26 protein-coding genes are annotated in these 22,561 nt (G+C 54.2%); 18 read left to right on the top strand and 8 right to left on the bottom strand.

Annotated elements, in window-relative coordinates; translation table 11 throughout:
• Positions 1 to 52 precede the first annotated feature (52 nt).
• From PKO02S_RS16635 to PKO02S_RS16615, 5 genes are all read left to right on the top strand, one after another.
• Positions 53 to 397 (top strand): thioredoxin family protein, encoded by a 345-nt coding sequence (locus PKO02S_RS16635; protein WP_127584883.1) that lies wholly within the window; start codon positions 53 to 55, stop codon positions 395 to 397.
• A gap of 410 nt (positions 398 to 807) precedes the next feature.
• Positions 808 to 1,719, top strand: coding sequence for a COX15/CtaA family protein (locus PKO02S_RS16630; protein ID WP_307720025.1), 912 nt, complete (start codon positions 808 to 810; stop codon positions 1,717 to 1,719).
• A gap of 37 nt (positions 1,720 to 1,756) precedes the next feature.
• Entirely contained in the window at positions 1,757 to 3,517 is a 1,761-nt protein-coding gene (locus PKO02S_RS16625; protein WP_127584848.1) for a UbiD family decarboxylase, read from the top strand.
• 28 nt (positions 3,518 to 3,545) lie between these two features.
• The gene (locus PKO02S_RS16620) at positions 3,546 to 4,253 is read left to right on the top strand and encodes a Cthe_2314 family HEPN domain-containing protein (protein WP_127584845.1); all 708 of its coding nucleotides are present in this window, start codon (positions 3,546 to 3,548) and stop codon (positions 4,251 to 4,253) included.
• Positions 4,254 to 4,271: 18 nt separating this feature from the next.
• A complete protein-coding gene (locus tag PKO02S_RS16615) occupies positions 4,272 to 5,066 on the top strand; it encodes an SDR family oxidoreductase (RefSeq protein WP_127584843.1) in 795 nt (264 codons plus the stop codon).
• Between the two features lie 68 nt (positions 5,067 to 5,134).
• Here the strand turns inward: PKO02S_RS16615 and PKO02S_RS16610 are convergent, their stop codons facing one another.
• Entirely contained in the window at positions 5,135 to 5,377 is a 243-nt protein-coding gene (locus PKO02S_RS16610) for a NifU family protein (protein ID WP_127584841.1), read from the bottom strand.
• Positions 5,378 to 5,464: 87 nt separating this feature from the next.
• On the opposite strand from PKO02S_RS16610, the gene PKO02S_RS16605 reads away from it, so the two are divergent.
• On the top strand, positions 5,465 to 5,725 hold the full coding sequence (locus PKO02S_RS16605) for a YuzB family protein (protein ID WP_127584839.1): 261 nt from the start codon (positions 5,465 to 5,467) through the stop codon (positions 5,723 to 5,725).
• A 4-nt stretch (positions 5,726 to 5,729) separates the two neighbouring features.
• On the opposite strand, the gene PKO02S_RS16600 is transcribed toward PKO02S_RS16605, so the two are convergent.
• Positions 5,730 to 6,791 carry an NAD(P)/FAD-dependent oxidoreductase gene (locus PKO02S_RS16600; protein WP_127584837.1) on the bottom strand — a complete coding sequence of 354 codons (1,062 nt, stop codon included), beginning with the start codon at positions 6,789 to 6,791 and terminating at the stop codon, positions 5,730 to 5,732.
• A 99-nt stretch (positions 6,792 to 6,890) separates the two neighbouring features.
• Entirely contained in the window at positions 6,891 to 7,991 is a 1,101-nt protein-coding gene (gene mqnE, locus PKO02S_RS16595; protein ID WP_127584835.1) for an aminofutalosine synthase MqnE, read from the bottom strand.
• A gap of 199 nt (positions 7,992 to 8,190) precedes the next feature.
• Here mqnE and PKO02S_RS16590 point away from each other — a divergent pair, with 199 nt between their 5' ends.
• The 6 genes from PKO02S_RS16590 (at position 8,191) to PKO02S_RS16570 (ending at position 12,089) form a co-directional block, all read left to right on the top strand.
• Entirely contained in the window at positions 8,191 to 8,550 is a 360-nt protein-coding gene (locus tag PKO02S_RS16590; protein WP_127584833.1) for a HesB/IscA family protein, read from the top strand.
• A gap of 294 nt (positions 8,551 to 8,844) precedes the next feature.
• Positions 8,845 to 9,276, top strand: coding sequence for a Panacea domain-containing protein (locus tag PKO02S_RS16585; protein WP_127584831.1), 432 nt, complete (start codon positions 8,845 to 8,847; stop codon positions 9,274 to 9,276).
• Positions 9,260 to 10,219: a hypothetical protein gene (locus PKO02S_RS16580; RefSeq protein ID WP_127584829.1), complete on the top strand. Its 960-nt coding sequence runs from the start codon at positions 9,260 to 9,262 to the stop codon at positions 10,217 to 10,219. Before PKO02S_RS16585 ends, PKO02S_RS16580 begins: the two co-directional genes overlap by 17 nt.
• A gap of 188 nt (positions 10,220 to 10,407) precedes the next feature.
• The gene (locus tag PKO02S_RS16575; RefSeq protein WP_127584827.1) at positions 10,408 to 11,529 is read left to right on the top strand and encodes a M14-type cytosolic carboxypeptidase; all 1,122 of its coding nucleotides are present in this window, start codon (positions 10,408 to 10,410) and stop codon (positions 11,527 to 11,529) included.
• Positions 11,526 to 11,699 (top strand): hypothetical protein, encoded by a 174-nt coding sequence (locus PKO02S_RS32420; RefSeq protein WP_164821496.1) that lies wholly within the window; start codon positions 11,526 to 11,528, stop codon positions 11,697 to 11,699. The genes PKO02S_RS16575 and PKO02S_RS32420 overlap by 4 nt, the downstream gene beginning before the upstream one ends.
• Positions 11,700 to 11,936: 237 nt before the next feature.
• The gene (locus PKO02S_RS16570) at positions 11,937 to 12,089 is read left to right on the top strand and encodes a sporulation histidine kinase inhibitor Sda (protein WP_127584825.1); all 153 of its coding nucleotides are present in this window, start codon (positions 11,937 to 11,939) and stop codon (positions 12,087 to 12,089) included.
• Positions 12,090 to 12,284: 195 nt separating this feature from the next.
• Here the strand turns inward: PKO02S_RS16570 and PKO02S_RS16565 are convergent, their stop codons facing one another.
• The 3 genes from PKO02S_RS16565 to PKO02S_RS16555 all read right to left on the bottom strand — a co-directional run bounded on the left by PKO02S_RS16565 (position 12,285) and on the right by PKO02S_RS16555 (position 15,766).
• On the bottom strand, positions 12,285 to 13,619 hold the full coding sequence (locus PKO02S_RS16565; RefSeq protein ID WP_127584823.1) for a hypothetical protein: 1,335 nt from the start codon (positions 13,617 to 13,619) through the stop codon (positions 12,285 to 12,287).
• 123 nt (positions 13,620 to 13,742) lie between these two features.
• On the bottom strand, positions 13,743 to 15,071 hold the full coding sequence (locus tag PKO02S_RS16560; RefSeq protein ID WP_127584821.1) for a sensor histidine kinase: 1,329 nt from the start codon (positions 15,069 to 15,071) through the stop codon (positions 13,743 to 13,745).
• Positions 15,072 to 15,073: 2 nt separating this feature from the next.
• Complete coding sequence (locus tag PKO02S_RS16555; protein ID WP_127584819.1) at positions 15,074 to 15,766, bottom strand: response regulator transcription factor; 693 nt, start codon at positions 15,764 to 15,766, stop codon at positions 15,074 to 15,076.
• A 236-nt stretch (positions 15,767 to 16,002) separates the two neighbouring features.
• On the opposite strand from PKO02S_RS16555, the gene PKO02S_RS32810 reads away from it, so the two are divergent.
• From PKO02S_RS32810 to PKO02S_RS16545, 3 genes are all read left to right on the top strand, one after another.
• Positions 16,003 to 16,269, top strand: a complete 267-nt coding sequence (locus PKO02S_RS32810; protein WP_174819917.1) for a hypothetical protein — start codon at positions 16,003 to 16,005, stop codon at positions 16,267 to 16,269.
• 47 nt (positions 16,270 to 16,316) lie between these two features.
• On the top strand, positions 16,317 to 16,484 hold the full coding sequence (locus PKO02S_RS32805; RefSeq protein ID WP_174819916.1) for a helix-turn-helix domain-containing protein: 168 nt from the start codon (positions 16,317 to 16,319) through the stop codon (positions 16,482 to 16,484).
• An 893-nt stretch (positions 16,485 to 17,377) separates the two neighbouring features.
• Positions 17,378 to 18,163 (top strand): M55 family metallopeptidase, encoded by a 786-nt coding sequence (locus PKO02S_RS16545; protein WP_127584817.1) that lies wholly within the window; start codon positions 17,378 to 17,380, stop codon positions 18,161 to 18,163.
• Positions 18,164 to 18,344: 181 nt separating this feature from the next.
• On the opposite strand, the gene PKO02S_RS16540 is transcribed toward PKO02S_RS16545, so the two are convergent.
• Both PKO02S_RS16540 and PKO02S_RS16535 read right to left on the bottom strand, forming a co-directional pair.
• Complete coding sequence (locus PKO02S_RS16540) at positions 18,345 to 18,596, bottom strand: hypothetical protein (protein ID WP_127584815.1); 252 nt, start codon at positions 18,594 to 18,596, stop codon at positions 18,345 to 18,347.
• A 102-nt stretch (positions 18,597 to 18,698) separates the two neighbouring features.
• Positions 18,699 to 19,703, bottom strand: a complete 1,005-nt coding sequence (locus PKO02S_RS16535) for an NAD(P)/FAD-dependent oxidoreductase (protein WP_127584813.1) — start codon at positions 19,701 to 19,703, stop codon at positions 18,699 to 18,701.
• A gap of 337 nt (positions 19,704 to 20,040) precedes the next feature.
• Here PKO02S_RS16535 and PKO02S_RS16530 point away from each other — a divergent pair, with 337 nt between their 5' ends.
• The 3 genes from PKO02S_RS16530 to PKO02S_RS16520 all read left to right on the top strand — a co-directional run bounded on the left by PKO02S_RS16530 (position 20,041) and on the right by PKO02S_RS16520 (position 22,549).
• The gene (locus tag PKO02S_RS16530; protein ID WP_127584811.1) at positions 20,041 to 21,231 is read left to right on the top strand and encodes an NAD(P)/FAD-dependent oxidoreductase; all 1,191 of its coding nucleotides are present in this window, start codon (positions 20,041 to 20,043) and stop codon (positions 21,229 to 21,231) included.
• A gap of 62 nt (positions 21,232 to 21,293) precedes the next feature.
• On the top strand, positions 21,294 to 21,551 hold the full coding sequence (locus PKO02S_RS16525; RefSeq protein WP_127584808.1) for a hypothetical protein: 258 nt from the start codon (positions 21,294 to 21,296) through the stop codon (positions 21,549 to 21,551).
• Between the two features lie 191 nt (positions 21,552 to 21,742).
• Positions 21,743 to 22,549 carry a polysaccharide deacetylase family protein gene (locus tag PKO02S_RS16520; RefSeq protein WP_127584806.1) on the top strand — a complete coding sequence of 269 codons (807 nt, stop codon included), beginning with the start codon at positions 21,743 to 21,745 and terminating at the stop codon, positions 22,547 to 22,549.
• Positions 22,550 to 22,561 lie beyond the last annotated feature (12 nt).

Below are 22,561 nucleotides of genomic sequence, written 5' to 3'. Positions count from 1 at the left end.
GGGAAAAGCGTTGCAGAACGATGAAAACGAGGTGTATGCCGCGATGGCGCAAATGGAGCAGATCAAAACGGAGCAAACGTTCCACGATAAAGTGAATGGTGCGCAACCGACGGTTGCCGTATTCAAGACGACCTGGTGCAAAGATTGCCACTACATCGATCCGTTCATGCCGGATGTAATCAACAAGTATGGCGATCGGATGGATTTCATCCATATCGACCGCGACGAGCTGCCTGAGCTGTGCGAGCAGTACAACGTGCTGGGGATACCGAGCTTTATCGCCTTTGTAAACGGACAGGAGACGATCCGCTTCGTCAGCAAGCTACGCAAGACGCGGGAGGAAATCGAGGAGTTTTTTGATCGCGTTGTAGCGGTTAGCGAAGCGGCGGCAAAGTAAGGCTTCGGGGCCTTTCGCGACTGGCCGCCGGTTTGAGATAAGGTGACGGCACAGCGCTATTCGGCGGAAATGGAGCAGTTGAAACAAAATAAGACGACGGCATAACGCTATTGGGTTGCAGACCGCTGATTTTGTCCCTCAGGGGGTGGAATAAGGTGATCCCATAGCGTTATTTTTGTGCCGACCGTCCTCTACGCGAAAATAAGGTGATCTCGTAACGTTATTTGTTCGGCGATCGGAGCCCAGTTGCTGCCCTCCCCACGCGCCTATCAGAACTCCTTCGCCAAAGGTTGACCGAACGTTCACATTTCCGAAATGGATTTGATTGGACAAGCAAGCTATAATAAGTAGGATGGACTGAAACAGATAAAGTAGGTGTCAGCTTGCAAGCGCAAAAGCAATTTAGGTGGGTGTCCTTGGCTACGACGATCGGCATGGGATTGGTGCTTCTGATGGGAGCGCTCGTCACGAAGACCGAATCGGGACGCGGCTGCGGGGACGATTGGCCATTATGCAACGGAAAATTCATTCCGGCCTATACGATTGAATCGATGATTGAATACAGCCACAGGGCGGTAAGCGGCCTGGTTGGCTTGCTCGTGCTTGCCGCGGCGATCTACACGTGGGTCCTCGCGCGCAGGCACAAGGAGGCGCTGCTGTTCGCCTTCAGCGCCTTGTTCTTCACCGTCCTCCAAGCGATACTCGGAGCGATGGCGGTCATGCAGCCGCAATCGGACGCCGTGCTGGCGTTCCATTTCGGCTTCTCGCTGGTCGCATTCTCAGCGACTTTGCTGCTGGCGATCGGCGTATGGAGGGGAGACTTCCTTACACAAGCGTCCGCCAAGGATATGGGCGCCGGGACCGCCACCGCGGCCAGAGTTAGCCGCAAGTTCCGCAACACCGTGTGGATCGTCGCCGCCTACAGCTACATCGTCGTGTACGTCGGTGCCTTCGTCCGGCACACGGATTCGTCCGGCGGCTGCATCGGCTGGCCGCTCTGCAACGGACAAGTCGTGCCGGAGCTGGATGGCGCCACGGGCATCGCCTTCCTGCACCGCGTCGCGGCGGCGATCTTGTTCCTCGCCATCGCCTACATCGCCTACCGGGCCGGCAAGACGTACCAGCATGTCGCCGTCATCCGCCGCAGCTCCCGCTGGGCGCTTCTGTTGGCCGGCTCCCAAGTGATCAGCGGCGCGTTGATCGTGTATACGCTCGGCACGGACTGGTATTTGTTCGCTGCGCTTCTGCACGTCGTTCTCATTGCGTGCTTGTTCGGCATTTTATGCGATATGTGCGTGCGGGTACGCCGCATGGCGGCCTGAACTTCCACCGCACCGCAGAAAGGGCGTAACCAAACCGATGACACTGAACAACCTGAGCGAACATCTGCAACTGCTACGCAACGAGAAAGAACTAATTGAAATTTCCGCACCCGTCGACCCTTATTTGGAGTTGGCGGAAATACACCGCAGGGTCATTGATGAACAAGGCCCTGCTTTGTTGTTCACCAATGTAAAAGGAAGCTCGTTCCCCGTCGCCACCAACCTGTTCGGCACACCGCGCCGGATTGATTTGGCGTTTGGACCAAAGCCCGAGCAGTTCATGAAACAAGCGGTCGGCGCGATGGATACGCTTATGCCGCCTACGATCAAAGGGCTGTGGGATCAGCGCAACCTGCTCTTCGACGCCATGAAGGTAGGGACGAAGACGGTTCAGCGCGCTCAAGCTCCGGTTCTCGAAGTGTGCGATACCGACAATCCGATGACCAAGCTGCCGGTGCTGACATGCTGGCAGGAGGACGGCGGCCCGTTCGTTACGCTGCCGCTCGTCTACACCGAGCAGCCGGACGGCGGCCATCACAACCTCGGCATGTATCGCATGCAGGTGTATGACGGCCAGACGACCGGGATGCACTGGCAAATCCATAAGGGCGGCGGCTTTCACTACCACGAGGCGGAGAAGCGCAATAAGGCGTTGCCCGTCACCGTGTTCCTCGGCGGGCCGCCCGCCCTGATCGCCTCCGCGATCGCGCCGGTGCCCGAGCATCTGCCCGAGCTGCTGCTCGCTTCGCTCATCCTCGGGCAGAAGCTCCCCATGGCGGACAATCCGCATGGGGGGCACCGCCTCGTGGCCGAGGCGGAATTCGCCGTCAGCGGCCACGTGCCGCCTCACGAACGCCGACCGGAAGGTCCGTTCGGCGACCACTTCGGCTACTACTCGCTGACGCACGACTTCCCGGTGCTCCACGTGAACCACGTGTGGCACCGCAAGGACGCGATCTACCCGGCGACGATCGTCGGGAAGCCGCGGCAGGAGGACTACTTCTTCGGCGATTTCCTCCAGCGCCTGCTGTCCCCGGCATTCCCGAAGGCGATGCCGGGCGTGAAGGCGTTGTGGACGTACGCCGAGACCGGCTTCCACGCCCTCGCGGCCGCCGTCGTCCGCGAGAGCTACTCGCGCGAGGCGCTGACGAGTGCGTTCCGCATCCTCGGCGAGGGCCAACTGACGCTGACCAAGGTGCTGCTGCTGACCGACCGGTCCGTGGATCTCGCCGACTTCGGCCAGCTGTTCGAGACGATACTCGAGCGGTTCGATCCGCGTCGCGATTTGTACATTTTTAATAAAACATCCAATGATACGTTAGACTATACAGGACTTCACTTGAACCACGGGAGCAAAGCGGTGCTCGTAGGCGTAGGCGATCCGGTGCGCAAGCTGCCGCACGTGTATGAGGGCGGCCATATCCCGGGCATCACGAACGCCAAGCCTTATTGCGGCGGCTGTCTCGTCGTCTCCGGCGCCTCCTTCACGGACGACCCGGAGCTGCCGGCACGCGTGCTGGCGCAAGCCAGGACGCAGCTGGACGGCTGGCCGGTTGTGATCGTAGCGGATGATGCGGAGATTGCGGCCCGGCAGAGCAGCTTCCTCTGGACCGTATTCACGCGGTTCAATCCGGCTACGGACATTTACGCGGATGCGCAAGTGCGGCACCATCACCTGAGCTACGAGCTACCGCTCGTAATCGATGCGCGTATGAAGCCGGGGTACCCGGACGAGCTGTTCCCGCGCGAGGACATCGTCAAGCTGGTTGATTCCCGATGGACGGAATATTTTCGATAACATGTGCTAGAAGGAAGCGAGGGACGCCATGCTTAGCCCGATTCTGGGAAAACCGAGAATGGAAGAGACGCAGCTGCTCGAGGACGCGGTTCGGGCGATCGGGGTGTTCCGCAGCGACTTGAAGAAGCTGATCGACCAGCAGACGCGGGATTGCGGCCGTTATACGCGTTTCGATCTGTGGTGCAGAGGGTTTGTCTCCGCCTTGTCCGAGCTGGAATGGAGCGTGCGCGGGGCGGCGACTTTCAGCGAGCCGATCCGCCATAAGTACGAGGAAGCGATGGATGCGGAGGAAGCGAGCAGCTATCACAACCACCTTTATTTTCAGAAAAACGCGTATATCCGGATGTTCTCCATCTTGGACAAGCTGGGCTACTTCTTGAACGACATGTACCGCCTGGAGACCGAAAGAGTCAAGGCCAAGTTTTCCTACTTCACTGTTCTCCGCCAAATGAAGCACCGCAAGGAAGAGCCGGACCTGGAGCAGCAGCTGTTCCAGCTGAAAACGAAGTTCAAGGAACCGATGGAGCGGCTGCGCGTCAAGCGGAATATGGAGGTTCACCATATAAATGCGGAGATGCTGGATGATCTGCAGCGGACCGATCTGTGCAAGGCGGACCGCACGTACATAGAAGATTTGGATGCCTGCCTGAGCGACCTGAGGGCCGGCTATGAGATGGTATGCCTGACGCTTACCACGTCGTTTCACTACTTTCACAGGCACACAAGCGCTAAGTAACGAAAGGAGGCTCCGTCGATGAGGCCCCTTCAAGGGAAGCTTGCCTGCATTACCGGAAGCGCCAAAGGTCTGGGCAAAATGACCGCACTGGCGTTGGCCGACTTGGGCTGCGATGTGGCCGTCAACTACGTGACCAGCGAGCGCGAGGCTGATGCCCTGGTGGCTAAGCTAGAAGCTCGCGAGGTGAAGGCGCTTGCGGTACGGGCCGATATCGCGGACTCCGAGCAGGCAAATCGGCTAATCGATACGGTGGAATCGCATTGGAACGCTTCGATCGATATTATGGTCAATAATGCAGGCCCCTTCGTGCGCGAGCGTCGTATGTTCACTCAATATTCGCCCCAGGAGATCGACTACTTGATGCACGGCAACTTGCTCAGCGTCATGAAGCTCGATCACCGAGTGCTTCGGGGCATGGCGCAGAAGGATTGGGGCCGAATTATTCACTTCGGCTTCGGTCATGCCTCGGAGGCTAGAGGCTGGCCCCATCGAGCCGTCTATGCCGCGGCTAAGGTCGGCCTCGTGTCGTTCACCAAGACGCTCGCCTATGAACAAGCGGCGAACGGCGTGACGGTGAATATGATTTGCCCAGGCGACATTCGCGGCGCGAATAAGGAGAAGTCGATCGAAGACGTGAGCGGCCTCCGCGACGAGGAGCAGCCGGGCGTACGTCCCGGGAGCGGGGAGGACGTCGCTCGGGTCATCGCCTTCCTGTGTTTGCCGCAGAGCGACTTCATTACCGGCAACATCATCGACGTATCCGGCGGCTTCGATCCGATCCGGACGCTTGCCGAGACCAAGCTCAAGTCGTAAAACGAAAAATAACGCCCTTGCCGACCGGCTGACCGGTACGCAAGGGCGTTATGAAATTTGGAAGAAAATTAGAATACTTGAACAACCTCGTTGATGCCTTCCACTTCTTCGACCAGAGCGCGCTCGATCCCGGCCTTCAAAGTGATCGTCGAGCTAGGGCAGCTACCGCATGCACCCATCAGCTTCAGCTTCACAACGCCATCCTCCACATCGACGAGTTCTACGTCGCCGCCGTCGCGCTGCAGGAACGGACGAAGCTTATCCAACACTTCCAGCACTTCATCATAAACGCTTTCTTGCGTTTGGCTCATTTGATTCATCTCCTTTCTACGTTTATTATATAACAATAGGTCAGAAAATTAAATGGCTGCCATAGTCAAAGGGGAATCATTATCATCATGAGACCGATCGTTGAATTTTGCGCCAGCAATATGCACAACGGCAGCGATGCCGTGATGCGCCGGCTCGAGGAGGACCCTTCGATGGACGTCATCGAGTACGGGTGTCTCGGCAATTGCGGACAATGTTATATGGAGCCTTATGCACTGGTGAATGGAGAGATCGTAGGCGCTTCCGATGCGGACGAGCTGTATGCTCTTATTATGGCCAAGATCAAGCAGCTTGAGTCAGCCTTCGATTTTCTCGACAAGATGGAATAATCCATTATCCATAATGGTGCTTCGACATCCAGAGCACGCCGCTCTTGAGCACACGAGGCACCTTCCCCATAATCGTACGAGTGCCCATGAGGCCGAATCCGGCTTTTTTGCCCAGAGAGCCCAGAACGCCCTTCAGCTTGATCGGCTTCAGGCGAGGGGTTTCCCCCTTCCACAGCGCCAGCATCACTTCCGCAACATGCTTGCCTTGCGCCTCGGCGGCTTGAGCGCTTGGGGAGAACGGCAAACTCGCGCAATCCCCCACCACATACACATCCGTATATTCGGGAATTTGATAATAGTCGTTGAGAAGAACGCGGCCTTGATTGTCCTTCGGCACATCCAGCTGCTGCACGATCGGACTAGGCTGGATGCCCGCCGTCCACACCGTCAGATCGGTGGCGATGAGCTCCTCTTTGTTGTACAGCATATTCGGCTCGACCCGATTCAGCGATACATGCGAACGCATCTCCACGCCATGTTCGATGAACCATTCCCGAACGTAAGCCTGCAGCTTCTCCGGATAAGCGGACAATATGCTGGCGCCCCGGTCGATAATGCGCACATTCAGATCCGGACGGCTTTCCCGAAGCTCGGAGGCGATCTCGACGCCGCTGAGACCTCCGCCGACAATCGACACTTGGGCGTACGGGCGCAGATCGTTGATCGCCTGGTACGTTTTTCTCGAAGAGGAAAGCGTCTGAATGCTGTGTGCAAAGGTCTGGGCGCCTTCGATCCCGTGAAACTTGTCAACGCAGCCCAAGGCGATCACGAGCCAATCGTAAGAAAGCGGATCTTGCCCTTCGAGCATAACCAGCTTCTGATCGAGATCCACGGACGTTACCTCGCCGTACTTCATGATGATGCGCGGATCGGTCGGGAACGCCACCCGGATCGCCGCTTCGCTTACGGTGCCTGCCGCGAGGGCGTAATATTCCGTTTTCAATCCCTGATAAGGTTGGCGGTCGAGGAGGACAATTTCCGTATCCTTCGGGATGTCGTTGTCGAGCAGATGCAGCGCCAGCGTCAGCCCGCCGTACCCGCCGCCAAGAATGACATATTTCTTCATTGCCGTACAATTCCTTTCGTGACTAGGTTGCAGTCTCTACCGGTAGGATGCCCTGCTCCGGGCGTTCGTATAGCCTATAGCCGAGACGGAGGTCGGAGCTTACTCGTGAACGCGGACGACGTTGTAGAATGTATCGCGCTCGACCGGGATGCGGTTCGCTCCTTTGATCAGGTGGATCAGCTCGTCGCGGGTAAGCCCTTCAGGCGACAAGGCGCCGGCCGAATGACTGATCCGTTCCTGCACAATCGTCCCGTGTGCGTCTGAAGCGCCGAATGTAAGCGCCAGCTGAGCGACCTGCGTGCCCAGATTGATGAAGTATGCCTTGATATGCGGGAAATTGTCCAGCATCAACCGGCTGATCGCGATCGTCTTCAGATCGTCGAAGGCCGAAGTGCGGCGTTTGATCCCCATCGTCGTGTTGGCCGGCTGCATCGCGTTCGGAATGAACACCATGAACCCGTTCGTCTCGTCCTGCAGCTCGCGCAACTGGGTCATGTGTTTGATCCGGTCCTGCTTCGTTTCCACCGCTCCATACAGCATCGTGGCATGCGTCTTCATGCCGAGCTTGTGCGCGGTCCGGTGCACGGTCAGCCATTGATCCGTCGTCGCTTTGTCCACTCTCATTTTTTTGCGGTACAGATCGGTTAAAATCTCCGCACCGCCGCCCGGCATCGTATTGAGGCCCGCTTCCATCAGACGTGTCAGCACCTGCTCGTACGACAACCCGCTCAGCCTCGAGAAAAAGTCAATTTCCGCCGCGGTGTACGCTTTAATCGTGACGTCCGGGTAATGCTCCTTGAGCACCCGAATCGAATTTACATAATAGTCGAACGTCACGTGATCGTTGTGGCCGCCGGTAATATGGAATTCCCGCATGCCTGGGTGGAAATGTTTTCCTACGTAATCAATGATTTCGGCAGGGGACAAAGTGTAAGCCCCAGCTTCTCCTTCATCCCGACGGAAGTGGCAAAAGGCGCAATGCGCTTCGCAAACGTTGGTGAAATACAGGCTCATATTCTCAATGAAATAAACGTTCCGGCCGTTCTTGCGCTGGTTGAACATGTCGGCCATCCGCCCGATCGTGAGCAGATCGTCCGATTCGTACAGATATAGTCCGTCCTCCGATGTAAGCCGCTCCCCGCGTTCGACCTTCGCTGCGATCTCATCCATCCGCTTGTCCGAGGTTGTCAAAATGGTCATGCTGTGATCCCCTCCGTTTATGTGATTGCCGCGACTTTGTGAAACCTTGCACAAAGTCGACCGTCAAGGCACGCTCAAACGCATCAACCTATCTATTATAAACCTGTTGCGCCTGCTGGGCAATACACATGTTGATCTTGAGGGAGGCGAGGAATAGGAGTATACTGAAGGCATACGAGGCATGAAGGAGGGTTACGCGATGATTACCATTACGGAGCAAGCGACCGACAAAATAAAGGAGCTGCTGGAAGCCGAAAACATACCGAATCTGTTCCTGCGGCTTGGCGTGAAGTCGGGCGGCTGCAGCGGATTCACATACGGCATGGGCTTCGACGAGGACCAGAGCGCCGACGATATCGAATACACCATTCACGGACTGAAGGTTGTCGTGGACGCCGACAGCAGCAAATATTTGAACGGCCTGGAGATCGACTTCAAGGAAGCGGCAATGGGCGGTGGCTTCACGATGCACAACCCGAACGCCATCGCCACCTGCGGCTGCGGCACGTCGTTCCGCACGGCGGAAGATGCGGGCAAGCCGAATCCGGAGCAGTGCTGATTGGCGGGTTGGGCGTATAGTTATAGTGCAATCTTGAAATGTGGACGTTAATAATCTTGATTTGTACGATACGTACCTCCGTGACGGTAATGTCGATTGATATTACTTGATGCGGAGGTGTTTTTTATGCAGGAGAGATGGGAAGCCGTGTCGAACTCTATCCTTCACGAGTTCAGTTTCGATATAGAGTTCGACACGGCTTCCCAAGGGATGCTTATTTAATGCGAAATTTTTGCAAAAAACGGGAACATTCATTCGTGTTTTTGTGTATAATGTAGTAAAGGGGTGAATGAAATGAGTATGAAAGAATTTGCAGAACACGTAATTGCAGTAGCGGAAAAATCGGAAAAAAGAATTACGAATCTACAATTGCAAAAAATTATGTATTTCGCAATCGGTGATTTTATTAGTGAATTTGGAATCACACGCGAATTGAAAAAAATGTATGATGAGCCGTTCGAAGCATGGACGTATGGACCTGTAGTTAGATCCGAGTATTTCAGATACAGAAATTACGGTTCTTTTTCGATAAGAGAACCAGGAATATATAGACCACAATACGAACTGTTCAATAAATATATCCATAAATATATGACTAAAAATATTAATCGATTAGTTGAAGAAAGCCATAACCACAGCACTTGGTGGAAAAATAGCGAAAAAATTCTAAGGAATCAAGTCGTTAAATATAGACTAGAGGATTTACAACATGACTTCTCTGTTTGAAAAAAGAAAGGCAAATAGCGAGGATTTAATAACAATACTTAAGCAAATCCAAGGTGTGATAGTATCTCCGATTCCACAAGAAGATCGGGAGAATGCACTAGAAAGTCTTGCACTGGAATTGTCTGAATTGTTGGGAAAGCTGGATAAGGATTTACTTCCCTATTCAGCAGTCTCACAATTTGTTTACAATGACGATAAATCAGAAGATATTTTATATTTTGTTGAAAGACTTGAAGAAAAATTCTCAATAATACACGATAAAGAAGACGATCACGTTTATATTAAATTTGTAAAGTTGATGGAACATTTAAAATTGGCGAAACAACAGAAAGATTATTTGTTTTTACGACAGGAAGATGAAATTGAAAAACTAAGGCACAGCAAGGTATTAATTCAAGAGCAGTCAAAAAAATCGGAGACAATAAACAAAGACATTCAGAAGCTGCGTAACGATATTAAAAATATTACTGCTCAGTTCATTACAATTCTTGGGATATTTGCAGCCATACTTTTAGGTTCATTTGGTGCTATTCAAGGATTCACAAGTTTATTTGCTAATGCAGATAAGCTACAAGTAGGAGAAATACTTATTATTAGCTCAATCGGAGCTTCAACCGTTTTATTAATACTGTTCTTTCTGCTAAACTCTATAGCAAAACTAATCGGAAAAAGCTTGGCTCAAGCTAATGGAAATTCTGTTATTGAAAGATATCCATTCATTGTTATATCTTTTGGTTTAATAACATTTCTTTCGTTAATCGGCACCTCATTGGAGTTAAGTGTTATTACATTAAAATTTGCATGGCAAGGATTATGGTGGCTCTTACCACTTGTATGGATTGTTTTTTTCTTTTATTCACTATATAAACGGAGTTTCTGGTTTTTTAGGCGAAAAATAGAGGATCCAAACGAAACCGCAATATTAAGTGAAGATGGGGACTAAATCTGAAAGTTGTTATACCGTTTCGTACTAAATAAATAAGAGCCATGCTGCACGCTCATACATCTTGTAATTGTATGGGTGCTTTTTATTTTCAGATCAGCCGACTAACCCGGTTTCTTGTTTTACAAGGCCGCGGGGCTCGACTAAGATGGGGATATTAGGAAACGCTAAGGAAGGAGCCAAGATCAATGAAGGCGATAGTTGTCCATGCTCGATACCCGGGCGGCAATATTCGGGTGAACGGGATCGAAGAGCAAGAACGAACGGTGCATGTGGAACAAGAAATCCGCGACAGCACGACATGGTGGTTTTACTGGAATTTTTGCGTGGAGCAGGCGCAAGGAACGACCGTTCACTTCCGGTTCGATAATGGAGAGGTGATTGGGCCATGGGGACCGGCGGTCAGCGTGGACGGGGAGCGCTGGGAGTGGCTGATGGAGAGGGGGACGTACGATCGGACTTCCTTTACATATACGTTCGGGGAGACGGAGAATCGCGTCTATTTTGCTTTCTGCATGCCGTATCAATGGGCTGACTACCGACGGTTCCTCCAGCGCAAGGACGTTCAGGCCGGGCTGCGCCAAGAGGTGCTGACGCGCTCCCGCCAGGGGAACGAGGTGCCTCTGCTCGTGCTTGGGCCGGATCAGGCGAAGCATCGGATGCTGCTCACTTGCCGCCATCACGCGTGCGAGTCAAGCGCTTCCTACGTGCTGGAGGGAGTCATGGACGCTTTCCTTCAAGATCCCACAGCCGGCCGATTGCTGCAAGACTGTCAGGTGCACATCGTGCCTTTCGTCGATCTGGACGGCGTCGAGCAAGGGGATCAAGGCAAGTCGCGGGCGCCGCATGACCACAATCGGGATTATATCGAACAGCCGATTTACCCGGAGACGGCGGCGGTGATGGAATACGTCCGCAAGCTCCAACCTGACGTGGCCATCGATCTGCACGCGCCATGGAAATGGGGAGGCCCCAACGACCAGCTTTTCATCGTAAAGCATCACACCCCGGGGAAGGAGCAGCAAGAAGCGTTCGGAAAGCTGCTGCAAGCGGCCTCCAAAGACGGCGAGTTGATATACACGGGCGAATGGGATATTGAGTCCGATGTGGACTGGAATTTGAGCACGAATCGGACGGCCTCGAAATATTATCGGGATCTGGAGATCCTTCTTTGCTTTACATTCGAAATCCCTTACTTCGGCACGGGGGAGACAGTCTATACGCAAGCGAACCTTCGTGACTTCGGCCGATCATTCGCGAGAGCGCTTGCCGACTATTTGGACGGAATTGGAGAGAAACAAGGACGATGAAATTTAAAGTACAAGTATCGGTGGGGCAGGAAGTTGTCAAAGAGCTGTGGATGGAAATCGTGGACGACAAGCTGGAGGAGCTGTCCGAGGAGGAGATCGAGGCCGCGATCGAGATGAAGGTGCGCAACTGGGCGGACCGGGAAATTAGTTTGGCCTGGGAAACGGAATGAAAACCAAGTTTTAGTAGATTCATAGAATTGATAAAAGTTTTCTATAGGCACAACGAATCATTCGCCTGTGTATAACTTTATTCACAAAATTCGACCTTTATCCCATACAGGTTTTGACAGTTGTCAACAAGGTATGCACAAGATATCCACATCCGAGTGTGGACAGGAGACCGCTTGTCCCCAGCGTAGGGTCATGCTACTATTAAGAAAATTCAGTAGCAAAGCCGGGTGATAGTAATGAAATCGTTAAGCAACGAAGCGCTCATCGACTCCTACCTGAAGGCTATAGACTTGAAGCTGGACCGGGATTTTTTATCCCTCCTCTTGGCAGAAATCAACCGACGCAAACTAAACGTAAAGTACTACGGTCAAGAAGCTCAGGCGAACTGAGCTTCTTTTGTTTTGTGTGCAGGTCTGTTGCGAAAGTGGTCAAATTTTTGGGGAAAAAGGCGGAATGACGGATATAGGGATGTCGGTTTGTGGGGTGGAGCGGGACGAATAATCCGGAAAATCTGGAACGGGTTCCAGCCAGAGCCAACAAAAAAATCCCGGTGCCCTGTAACGATAGCAGGGACCGGGATTTCCTTATGTTAACGGTACGATTTGGGCTTGCTTCAGCTTTTGCAGATCGAACTTCTCGAGTTGTTGTATCTTTTCCGCCGGAACGCCGTGTCCTTCAAACTTCTCAATCCGAATCGGCTTGGTCGAGATGCTGAATCCGAATCCAAGGCCGCCGCCGCTAATGCGCTGCTCGACGTTCGCGGCATTTTCTTCTTTCAGCTTAGCCGCTTGCTCCGCTGTCAGCTTCCCGCCCGCAACCGCTTCATCGATCTTCTTGTTGAATTGCTCGGTCTCGAAGGCGATCAGCTGCTCTTTGGTAATGCCCTTGGTGCCAGCAATATCCAGCAAAGACTTGCCGCTCTTCAGCTCGGTCAAGAACGTCTCCTGATCGATGCCGAGGAACTTCAGCAGCTCCTCATTGTTCAGACTGATGGCGATTGAGCCGCCAACCCCGATTTTGCCCTGCATCAGCGGCATAACGTCCTTCAAGCCTTGGCTAAAAATCTCGAGCCGCTGCCCGAAAGCGCCGTCCTTCAGCTCAACCGGCTTCGTGAAGAACACACCTTGACCTGTAATCCGCTTCTCTACATTCGCTGCGAAATCTTCCTTCATCTTCGTCGCTTCTTCCGCATTCAGCTTGCCGTTCGCCACCGCTTCGTCGATCGATTTGTTGAATTGCTCGGTCTCGAAGGCGATGAGTTGCTCTTTGGTAATGCCTTTGGTGCCAGCGATATCCAGCAAAGACTTGCCGCTCTTCAGCTCGGTCATATATGTCTCTTCGTCGATACCCAGGAATGCCAGCAAGTCCTTCAAGTCCGAGCCGATCCGGATGGCCGCCTTCGCCTCGCCGCCGATGCTGAAGCTTATGCCCGGCATGGACTGAATTCTCAAAGGCTCGTTGCCTTTGCGAGTGATCAGCGCTTCCGCTTGCTTCGTGATGCCTTCCTTCACTTGTTTCATCATAGCGTCGACTTGCGTCTGCAGCAGCGTCTGCTTGCTGATGCCCTTGCTCTCGGCGATGTCCAGCAACGACTTGCCGGATTCCAGCTCCTTGCGCAGCGTCTCCGCATCCGTACCAAGCAGCTCGAGAATTTCAGGGGAATCGAACTGGCCGCCGAACGCGATCGCGCTTTTCAGCTCGCCGATGTCGAACCGTTTGATTTCTACCGCGCCAAACTCGCCGCCGCCGATCACTCGAATGGCTTGAGCACCGGCTATCGGTGCCGTCGTGGTGAATGTGAAAGTGTCCGACGGGGTTAGCTGAGGGGCTTCGGATGCGTTCGCGCCCATGGGGATGGCTGCCGCCAAGGCCGCTGTTACGCCAAGGGTGAGCAATGTTCGTTTGGTCTTCTTCTGCATGTGGTTCTAACCTTCTTTCTATGTAATGTAGATGGTCACATCCGCCGGCTCTCCTGCCGACAAGTTCATTATGCAACAGCAAGCTTAAATGATTTTTTGACCAACCTTAAAATTTCTTTTGAATTAACGGAGCGGCAGCGTAACCGTCATGACGGTGCCTTGTCCAAGCGTACTGGCCGCCTGAATCGTCCCGCCGTGTTTCTCCGAGATCCACTTGGCGATCGTCAGCCCGAGGCCAGTGCCGCCCTCCGACCGGTTGCGCGCTTCGTCGGAGCGATAAAACCGCTCGAAAATATGGGGCAGATCCTTGGCCGCGATGCCGCGTCCCGTATCGGCGACTTGACAGCGCACGGAAGAGCCGTATCGCATGCAAGACACTTGGATGCGACCGCCGATCGGCGTGTGCTGAACCGCATTATCGAGCAGGATGACGCAGAGCTGCCGCAGCCGCGCCTCATCGCCCGAGAACACGACCGGTATCTCCAGCTCCGTCTCCAGCCGGATCGACTTCATCTCGCAGAGCGGCTCGAAGGAACGCGCCGATTCCGCAAGCTGCTCATTCAGCAGCAGCGTCGACTTTTGCAGCTCCAGCTGATTCGAATCCGAGCGGGCCAAGGTGAGCAGCTGCGTCACGAGCTTGGACAGCCGCCGGATTTCCTTCAATATGGGAGCGATGATATGGCTTTCCTGTTCGATCGTACGATCCGGATGGCGCAGCAGCAGCTCGGCATGCGTCCCCATCACGGCGAGCGGCGTACGCAGCTCATGCGAGGCGTCGGCGACGAATTGCTGCTGCCGCTCCCAGGCGCTGCGAATCGGGATCAGTGCGCGCTCCGCCATATAGTAACCGGCCAATACAACCAGGATGCATCCAACGCCGCCAACGACCGCCAAAATAAGCAGCAGGTTATGGAGCATGCTCATTTCCGACTCGACGCTCATGACGGCGTAGACGTCCGAGAATCCGCCTTTGGCCGAATTGGGGTTGGTGGAGGCGCTGACGCGGTAGCTGTGGCCGGCCAGCTCCACCGTGCTGATCGGTTGTCCGTTCGTCTCTTCGATCAGGTTATCGAGCACATCTTGCCCCAGCTTCAAATCCCCGGGCAAGCTGGAGAGCATCATGCCCGATTCGCTGCGATAAATCATGAATATTCGCGGATCCAATACAACCGGATTTACTGGCGTGGTAATCTGGGCCATGAGGGGCTTCAGAATGACGTCGTCCGGGATGCCGGCGCTCTTCAATTTGCTTACCGTATCCACTGGAACGGCACTTGTGCCATAGAAGACGGCCCTACCGGCCGAATGGGACTCATTGGTCAGCGCCTCATCCACCTTGGTCAGCAGGCTCCGCTCGATAAAATAATACACGGCTGACCCCAGCGCGGCCAAAATGAACAGAAACAAAGCGGCATAGCTGAGCGCGAGCTTCGTCTTCGTTTTCTGGAACATGGCTATTTCCTCCTCAGCATGAAGCCGATGCCGCGCACGGTCTGAATCCAGCCTTGGCAGCCGGCGGCGGCGAGCTTCTTGCGCACATAATGGACATAGAGATCGACAAGATTGATGCCCGCCTCGGAATCGAGCCCCCAGACGCGGTCGAACAGCTGCTCCCGCGTGATGATCATCTCTTTATTCCGAATCAGATAGTGCAACAGCTCATATTCCTTGCCTGTCAGCTGCAAAGCCTGATCGCCGAAATAGGCGTCCGTCAGCTTCGGTTCGAGCCGGATAGCATCGTACGAGAGTCCGCCGCTTCCGCTACCGTCGGAGCCCGTTGAACCTGGATGTTTGCGCCGCAGCAGCGCCCTGACCCGCGCCAGCAGCTCGGGGATGGCGAACGGCTTGACGAGGTAGTCGTCGGCGCCCGTATTGAGCCCGCGCACCCGATCCTCCACGCTGTCTTTGGCCGTCAGCAGCAGGGCCGGCGTATCCACCGACTTGGCGCGAAGCTTCTGCAGCAGCTGCAAGCCGCTCATCCCAGGCATCATAATATCGAGCACGAGCAAGTCATAGATGCCGGATTCCGCATAATAGAGCCCTTCTTCGCCCTCACCTGCGCCGTCCGCCTCGTAACCTTCCTCGCGCAGCAGCTGCACGATCGATTCCAATAACGGCAGCTCGTCTTCCACGACCAACACTTTCATCTATACAAGTTCTCCTTTGATTCGTTCATAATAAATGGCGTTTCCAGTATAGCCGACCAACCTTAACGGACTCTTAGAATTCAGGCAGAAAGCTTAAAAGGAAATAAATTCGCGCCGATCGAGTATATGATTTTACCCCCTTATTGTCGAAATGAGAGCCTGCCGGACCTGAACCAGCCTCCCTATAATGAAAAGTGTAAGAAGCAAATCCACTTCGATCATGGAGGGTCCCAATGATGACCAAGAAAACAGCTGCACCCGCGCTGGCAAGCGTACTGCTCGTATCCGGCGTACTGACCGCATGCGGTGATAATGGCAAGAGCACAACGAACGGAACCGGCGACGAAGTCAAATCCGACGTGAAGCCGTTCACCGTTTCCCTGCGCCATACGCAAGTGCGCGACGACGCCAAGCCTCGCCTGAAGCTGCTGGAAGACGTAGCGACCTGTTTGGCGGGACTGACACGCAGAAGTTTGCCAAAGCGAATCGTCTGCCCGATCTGACTCCAATCCTTACCGAGAAGCGGCAACGGCTGGAGGCGGCGAAGGCGATGCTGCTCATAACCGACCAAAGCGTGACTCAGATCGGCAGGGCCGTCGGTTACGCGGAGCGTCGGTATTTTACGAAAGTGTTCGCCAAGGCTGAAGGGTTGTCGCCGACGGAGTATAGAGAGCGGCACGGGAAAAGTCCGGTTGGCGGCAAGGAGGATTCAAATTAAGGGGACAGTTCTGCTCAAATCCCGCCACACCCAGGAACAGGTATGCCAAACGGACTAACTCAACCGAAAACGTCGCTCGCCTGCAAAAATAAGTACGCAAAACGTACTTACTCAGCGAAAAACGCGCTCGCCCACAAAAATAAGTACGTAAAACGTACTTATTCAGCAGAAAACGCGCTCGCCCGCAAAAATAAGTACGCAAAACTTACTAACTCAACCGAAATCGTCGCTCGCCCGCAAAAATAAGTACGCAAAACGTGTAACTACTTAGGTGGCTTGCCATGCAGACACCGAACAGCAGCAATTCCGGCTCTCCCACCCCCTCTAAGCACGAAAATCCGCGTTGCAGCAGCAATCCAGCTCCCCACCCACTAGCCTTGCTTAAGGACCTAACATTTAGTGTTTGGTTCTATGCAATGCAAGGTTAGTTACCGGACAGCTGTCTGTGTATTGTAAAACCTAGTCTGCTTGGTGAGCAAAACAGTCGGCTGCGTTTGATGCTTAGTTTAATGGGGGCGTAAGTGCTAGCTCGAGGGCAGTGTTGTTGGCAGTGTAAAAGGAGAAAATTTGGTTGTCAGTCTGGTTTACTTGGGTACTCAGTATCCGCAACCACCCGCCTTATCCACCGCTAAATGACCTAAGTAGTAACCAAAAATTAGTACTCCAAACGTACTAACTCAGCGAAAAACGCCGCTCACCAGCAGAATTAGTATGAAAAAAGCATTAATATCACTGGAGAGCTATGGCCCTGCAGCCCCAACACCTCCGCCAAACCTTCACCTCCAAGTTGAAAGTTCGGCAAGAGGTGTTTTTTGTTCCCCCAGCTCATCCAATCTACTGTATAATGATATAGTTGGTACAGGTATCAAACAGGTGAAAGGGTGGAGAAACGGATGAACGTTTACATTCTGACGGACATGGAAGGCATCAGCATGGTGTTCCTGAAGGAACAATGCCAGGGGGGACATGCTTTTTACCCGAGGTATCAGGAAATTCTCACGGCAGAGGTGAATGCCGCTGTAGAAGGGGCGATTGCGGCTGGGGCGACCCGGATCGTCGTGAACGACGGGCATGGGGGTAACCAGGATTACAACATCCTGTGCGAGAAGCTGAATCCGATCGTAGAGATCGAGCGGCCGGATTCAGGCAAGCTGGTGCTGCCGGCGCTGGACGATTCGTTCCACGCTATGATCATGGTCGGCTACCATTCGATGGCGGGGACACCGAATTCCGTTATACCGCATACGCAGAACTCAACCACGATTCTGACTTACTGGATCAACGGCCGCCCGATCGGCGAGATCGAGCAGATGTCGTTACTCGCCGGCCAGTTCGGCGTACCGGTCATGTACGTCAGCGGCGATCGTGCCGCTATCGACGAAGCCCGTCAAGTGCTGGGCGAGGATCTTCCGGCCACCGTCATCAAACAAGGCCACCCGAACGGCCGCACCACAAGCATCCACCCGCAGGAAGCCGTGAAGCGCATCCGCGCGGACGTGGAAGCCGCCCTGAAGCAGCCTCGACGAGCGCCGCACCACGTCGAAGGTCCTTACGATATGCGGATCACCTACAAGTGCATCGAATCCGCTAACAACCACGCTGCGCGTGCAGACATCACCCGCTACGACGACTTCACCGTGGGCCGCACCGTCACCGAAGTGAACGATATCCTTTTATAACTCCCTCCCCCGAGATACGACTGTGAAAACGGGTTTCGGTCAATGGTAGTGTAGAGTGAAAAAGAAGACCCCCGGCGAGTTTTGGCTTAAACCTTCCACCTCTGGAAGGTTTAAACAAGATGTCTGAGCAAAGGGGGGCTTTTTTCACTCGGAACTTCCGCCATTGACCTGCTCTTTGTTTTCACAGTCGAATCTCCTCCACCTCCAACGCATACACCACACAGCACCCACCGCAAAACAGCGCATGCACGCAAGTATGATTCGCCAAGTCGGCGAAACCGTTCGTCAGCTTCATATCGTCGATTTCCCGGTAGGGCGAGTAGTCGCCCAAATAGTCGTCCACCCGCCCGCGGTCGTCCAGCAAGCGGCTGCACTGCGGACAATGTTGATTCAACGATTTCATCCCATTGCACACCGGACATCCATAAGACAAAGGGCATTCCTCCTACAGCGATTTTGCAAGCGAACGCAGCCCGAGAAGGCAGTACCGCCTACAAAATGCAACTGTGGATAGAATGCCCTATCAGTCACACGATTAAAACTTCATATTGGAGCTGTGGCCCGGCGATAGCTTCGCTTCCGGATCGAAGTACACCTTAGCGTTGTTGACCGCGGTAGGCGCTTCTCCGAAGCCGACGGCGATCAGCTTCAGCTTGCCCGGGTACGTGGTAATGTCGCCCGCTGCGAAAATGCCGGGAATCGACGTCTCCATCCGCGAATCCACGACAATTGAGCCGCCCTCGATCTCGAAGCCCCACTCGGCGATCGGGCCGAGCGAGGAGACGAAGCCGAAGTTGACGATGACCGCGTCGACCGGAATAACCGTCTCTTCTCCGGTCTTGCCGTGCTTGAGCGTCACGGATTCGATCCGATCGGTACCGTTCAGGCTCTCGATCTCAACCGGGGTGATGATGTTGACCTTGGAGTTCTTGAGCAGCTCCACGCTATGCTCATGCGCGCGGAACTTGTCGCGGCGATGCACGAGCGTCACTTGCTCGGCGATCGGCTCCAGCATGAGCGACCAGTCTACGGCGGAATCGCCGCCGCCGCTGATCAGCACCCGTTGGCCGGCGAAACGGTTCAAATCGCTGACGAAGTAATGCAGGTTTTTCTTCTCGAAGGAGGCCGCTTCCGGCAGCTCCAGCTTTCTTGGCTCGAAGGCGCCGACGCCGGCTGTGACGATGACCGCTTTGCAACGGTGGGTTTCTTTGTCCGTCACCACTTCGAAATCACGCTCGTCCTTCTTGACGACCTTCACCACTTTTTCTTCCAATGCGATGCCGATCGACGGGAACAGCTTCATCTGTTCGCGCAGCCGATCTACGAGCTCTTGCGCCGTTACTTTAGGAAATCCAGCTACATCGTATATATATTTCTCGGGATACAGAGCGGACAGCTGGCCTCCCAATTGAGGCATGCTTTCTACAATTTTCACCGACGCCTGTCTCATGCCCGCATAGAAAGCCGCGAACATGCCCGCCGGACCTCCCCCGATGACTACGATATCCGTGGAGCCTTGAACTTGGTCTTGATTCGACACGCCAACTTACACCTCCGTCACTTTAGAAAACAAATCCCTTCCTATTATAAGCATTCCGACGGGCTAAGAAAACCCCATTGTAACAAATTACGACAAAATTTGGACATTCCTCAACTTGAAATTTGCGCCGGATCGAGATATGATTGCAGGTGAAATCCATATCTATCGGAAAAATGTTTGCTTTAACAGTTATATTTAGGCCCGATATCGTTTAAAGTAAGGGTAGGAATGGTATTTCATGCCACGGATTGTGTAATTTTTCACAAGGTGCGGTTTGCAAGCTGTCATAGGTATAGAGAAGCAACAAAAAAACGGATAATGGAGTGGAATGATCCATATGAGCACAGTGCCTAGAATCGTCATCTTGGGAGCCGGTTACGGCGGAGTACTGACGGCGCTTCGGCTGCAAAAAGAGCTGAACTACAATGAAGCGAACGTTACGCTCGTGAACAAACACGACTATCATTACATCACGACCCATCTGCATATGCCGGCGGCCGGTACGGACAATCCCGAAAATGCGCGCGTCAGCATCTCGAAGCTGATCGACGAGTTCAAGATCGATTTCGTCAAGTCGACGGTCGTTCAGATCAAGCCGCAGGAAGGCAAGGTCGTGCTGGAGGACGGCACGCTGTCTTACGACTATTTGGTCATCGGTCTGGGCGGAGAATCCGAGACGTTCGGCATCCCGGGGCTGAAAGAATACGCCATGAACATCCGCAGCATCAACAGCGTTCGTCTCATTCGCGAGCATATCGAGTATCAATTCGCCAAGTTCAAGCGCGAGCCGGAGCGCAAAGATTATTTGACATTCATAGTCGGCGGCGCCGGGTTCACGGGCATCGAGTTCATCGGCGAGCTGGCGGACCGTATTCCTGAATTGTGCAAAGAGTTCGACGTCGATCCGGCATTGGTCAAAATTTATAATATCGAAGCGGCTCCTACCGCCTTGCCTGGTTTCGATCCGGAGCTGGTCGAGTATGCGATGCAAGTGCTGACGAACAAGGGCGTTACGTTCAAAATCGCGACCGCGATCAAAGAGTGCATGCCGGACGGCGTCATACTGGCGGACGGCGAGACGATCAAAGCGTCGACCGTCATCTGGACCGGCGGCATCCGCGGCAACCATCTCGTCGAGCAAGCCGGCTTCGAAGCCATGCGCGGCCGCGTTAAGGTCGATCCGCAGCTCCGGGCGCCGGGCTACGACAACGTGTTCATCATCGGCGATTGCTCGCTGATCTTCAACGACCAAGGTCGGCCTTTCCCGCCGACCGCCCAGATCGCGATGCAGCAAGGCATCACGACAGCGAGCAACCTGGTTGCCGCGATCCGCAACCAGCCGCTCAAAGAATTCAAGCCGTCCATCAAAGGGACAGTGGCCTCGCTCGGCAAAGGCGAAGCGATCGGCGTCGTCGGCAGCCGCAAGCTGAAGGGCGGTACCGCGGCCATGATGAAGAAGATCATCGACATGCGCTACCTGTACATCATTGGCGGCATTCCGCTCGTCTTGAAGAAGGGTAAGTTCTAATTAGTTGCACAGACAGACAGCCTACGCGCTCCTCAGCGGAGTGGCTGGAGGAGGCTTACAAGGTGCGTCATTGCAGCGTGCAAGTGCGCGGGTTGCTGACCCGAGACGAGCTGGACCGGTACAACAACCTGATGGAGGTCGGCTCTTTCCTGGAAGGGCAGACCCGGTACGATTTGTCCTACATCGTGCAGAAGGAAGTCGACCTCCTGATCATGCCTGCGATCGAGCGGCTCAAGGAGAAAGGCCGCCAGCGCGACCGCGACACGGCGGAGTACCTCGAGCAGCTGCGCAAAGCGCAAGAGGACGAGGACGACGATTGAGCCGAGCCGAATACAAAAGCAACCCCTGCCTCCGTTTAGGAAGCAGGGGTTTTTTCCATTTCTGCTTGATGCTACTCGCCTCGAATGATGCTGACGATATGAGTTTAATTTGACACAAACGGCTATCAGTGCCACAATACAGGCGAGATCAATTGGGAGCAGCAGGAAAAATTAGAGGAGGGCCCTTAAAAATGGAGAAGCGGATTCGATATGACATGTTCCCGGGAGGGCGGACGAAGGCGCTCACGCTGAGCTATGACGACGGCAAGGAGCAAGACCGAAGGCTGGTAGACAAGCTGAACGAGTATGGGTTGAAAGGGACGTTTCATCTAAACTCGGGGTTTCTGGGAAACGAGCGGTACATTCGCGCGGACGAGGTGGCAAGCCTGTTCCAAGGCCATGAGGTGTCGGCGCATACGGTTAACCATCCGTTTCTGGACCAGACGTCGGCGGATCAGATCGTCAGGCAGCTGACGGCGGACCGCGAGGCTCTGGAGCGGCTCGTAGGCTACCCGGTGCGGGGGATGAGCTATCCGTTTGGAGCCTACAATGAGCTGGTGCTGAGCTTATTGCCTGCAATAGGGATCGAATATGCCCGCACGGTCGAAAGCCACGGCAAGTTCCAGATGCCGTCCGACTTCCTGCGCTGGCATCCAACCTGCCATCATCACGGTATGGTCGAGCAGGCGGAGGCGTTCGTCTCGCTGGAGCAGCGGCATACCCGTATGGCGCTCCTCTATGTTTGGGGCCATAGCTACGAGTTCGACAACAATCAGAATTGGGAGCTGCTCGATAGATTCGGCGAAAAGGTAGCGGGCCGCGAAGACATCTGGTACGCCACCAATGCCGAGATCCTTGCTTACATGCAAGCTTTGCAGAGACTGCGGTTCTCGATCGACAGCCGCATCGTGCACAATCCTTCCGCGATTCCGGTCTGGATCAGGGTTGATACAGATGTCGTGGAGATCGGTGCGGGAGCGGTCGTACAGCTGGATTAACATCGAACTCGA

It is taken from the genome of Paenibacillus koleovorans NBRC 103111, assembly GCF_004000845.1.
GTDB lineage: Bacteria > Bacillota > Bacilli > Paenibacillales > NBRC-103111 > Paenibacillus_AA > Paenibacillus_AA koleovorans.
This window is presented reverse-complemented; position numbering and strand designations above follow the sequence as displayed.

Excerpts from the sequence above, each read along its gene's own strand:
- PKO02S_RS16610 (WP_127584841.1), bottom strand. The coding sequence starts at position 5,377 with ATGAGCCAAACGCAAGAAAGCGTTTATGATGAAGTGCTGGAAGTGTTG.
- PKO02S_RS16565 (WP_127584823.1), bottom strand. The coding sequence starts at position 13,619 with ATGCAGAAGAAGACCAAACGAACATTGCTCACCCTTGGCGTAACAGCG.
- PKO02S_RS16520 (WP_127584806.1), top strand. The coding sequence starts at position 21,743 with ATGGAGAAGCGGATTCGATATGACATGTTCCCGGGAGGGCGGACGAAG.
- PKO02S_RS16600 (WP_127584837.1), bottom strand. The coding sequence starts at position 6,791 with ATGAAGAAATATGTCATTCTTGGCGGCGGGTACGGCGGGCTGACGCTG.
- PKO02S_RS16615 (WP_127584843.1), top strand. The coding sequence starts at position 4,272 with ATGAGGCCCCTTCAAGGGAAGCTTGCCTGCATTACCGGAAGCGCCAAA.
- PKO02S_RS32420 (WP_164821496.1), top strand. The coding sequence starts at position 11,526 with ATGAAATTTAAAGTACAAGTATCGGTGGGGCAGGAAGTTGTCAAAGAG.
- PKO02S_RS16605 (WP_127584839.1), top strand. The coding sequence starts at position 5,465 with ATGAGACCGATCGTTGAATTTTGCGCCAGCAATATGCACAACGGCAGC.
- PKO02S_RS16635 (WP_127584883.1), top strand. The coding sequence starts at position 53 with ATGGAGCAGATCAAAACGGAGCAAACGTTCCACGATAAAGTGAATGGT.
- PKO02S_RS16575 (WP_127584827.1), top strand. The coding sequence starts at position 10,408 with ATGAAGGCGATAGTTGTCCATGCTCGATACCCGGGCGGCAATATTCGG.
- PKO02S_RS16570 (WP_127584825.1), top strand. The coding sequence starts at position 11,937 with ATGAAATCGTTAAGCAACGAAGCGCTCATCGACTCCTACCTGAAGGCT.
- PKO02S_RS16590 (WP_127584833.1), top strand. The coding sequence starts at position 8,191 with ATGATTACCATTACGGAGCAAGCGACCGACAAAATAAAGGAGCTGCTG.
- PKO02S_RS32805 (WP_174819916.1), top strand. The coding sequence starts at position 16,317 with ATGCTGCTCATAACCGACCAAAGCGTGACTCAGATCGGCAGGGCCGTC.
- PKO02S_RS32810 (WP_174819917.1), top strand. The coding sequence starts at position 16,003 with ATGACCAAGAAAACAGCTGCACCCGCGCTGGCAAGCGTACTGCTCGTA.
- PKO02S_RS16620 (WP_127584845.1), top strand. The coding sequence starts at position 3,546 with ATGCTTAGCCCGATTCTGGGAAAACCGAGAATGGAAGAGACGCAGCTG.
- PKO02S_RS16545 (WP_127584817.1), top strand. The coding sequence starts at position 17,378 with ATGAACGTTTACATTCTGACGGACATGGAAGGCATCAGCATGGTGTTC.
- PKO02S_RS16530 (WP_127584811.1), top strand. The coding sequence starts at position 20,041 with ATGAGCACAGTGCCTAGAATCGTCATCTTGGGAGCCGGTTACGGCGGA.
- PKO02S_RS16555 (WP_127584819.1), bottom strand. The coding sequence starts at position 15,766 with ATGAAAGTGTTGGTCGTGGAAGACGAGCTGCCGTTATTGGAATCGATC.
- PKO02S_RS16585 (WP_127584831.1), top strand. The coding sequence starts at position 8,845 with ATGAGTATGAAAGAATTTGCAGAACACGTAATTGCAGTAGCGGAAAAA.
- PKO02S_RS16580 (WP_127584829.1), top strand. The coding sequence starts at position 9,260 with ATGACTTCTCTGTTTGAAAAAAGAAAGGCAAATAGCGAGGATTTAATA.
- PKO02S_RS16560 (WP_127584821.1), bottom strand. The coding sequence starts at position 15,071 with ATGTTCCAGAAAACGAAGACGAAGCTCGCGCTCAGCTATGCCGCTTTG.
- mqnE (WP_127584835.1), bottom strand. The coding sequence starts at position 7,991 with ATGACCATTTTGACAACCTCGGACAAGCGGATGGATGAGATCGCAGCG.
- PKO02S_RS16625 (WP_127584848.1), top strand. The coding sequence starts at position 1,757 with ATGACACTGAACAACCTGAGCGAACATCTGCAACTGCTACGCAACGAG.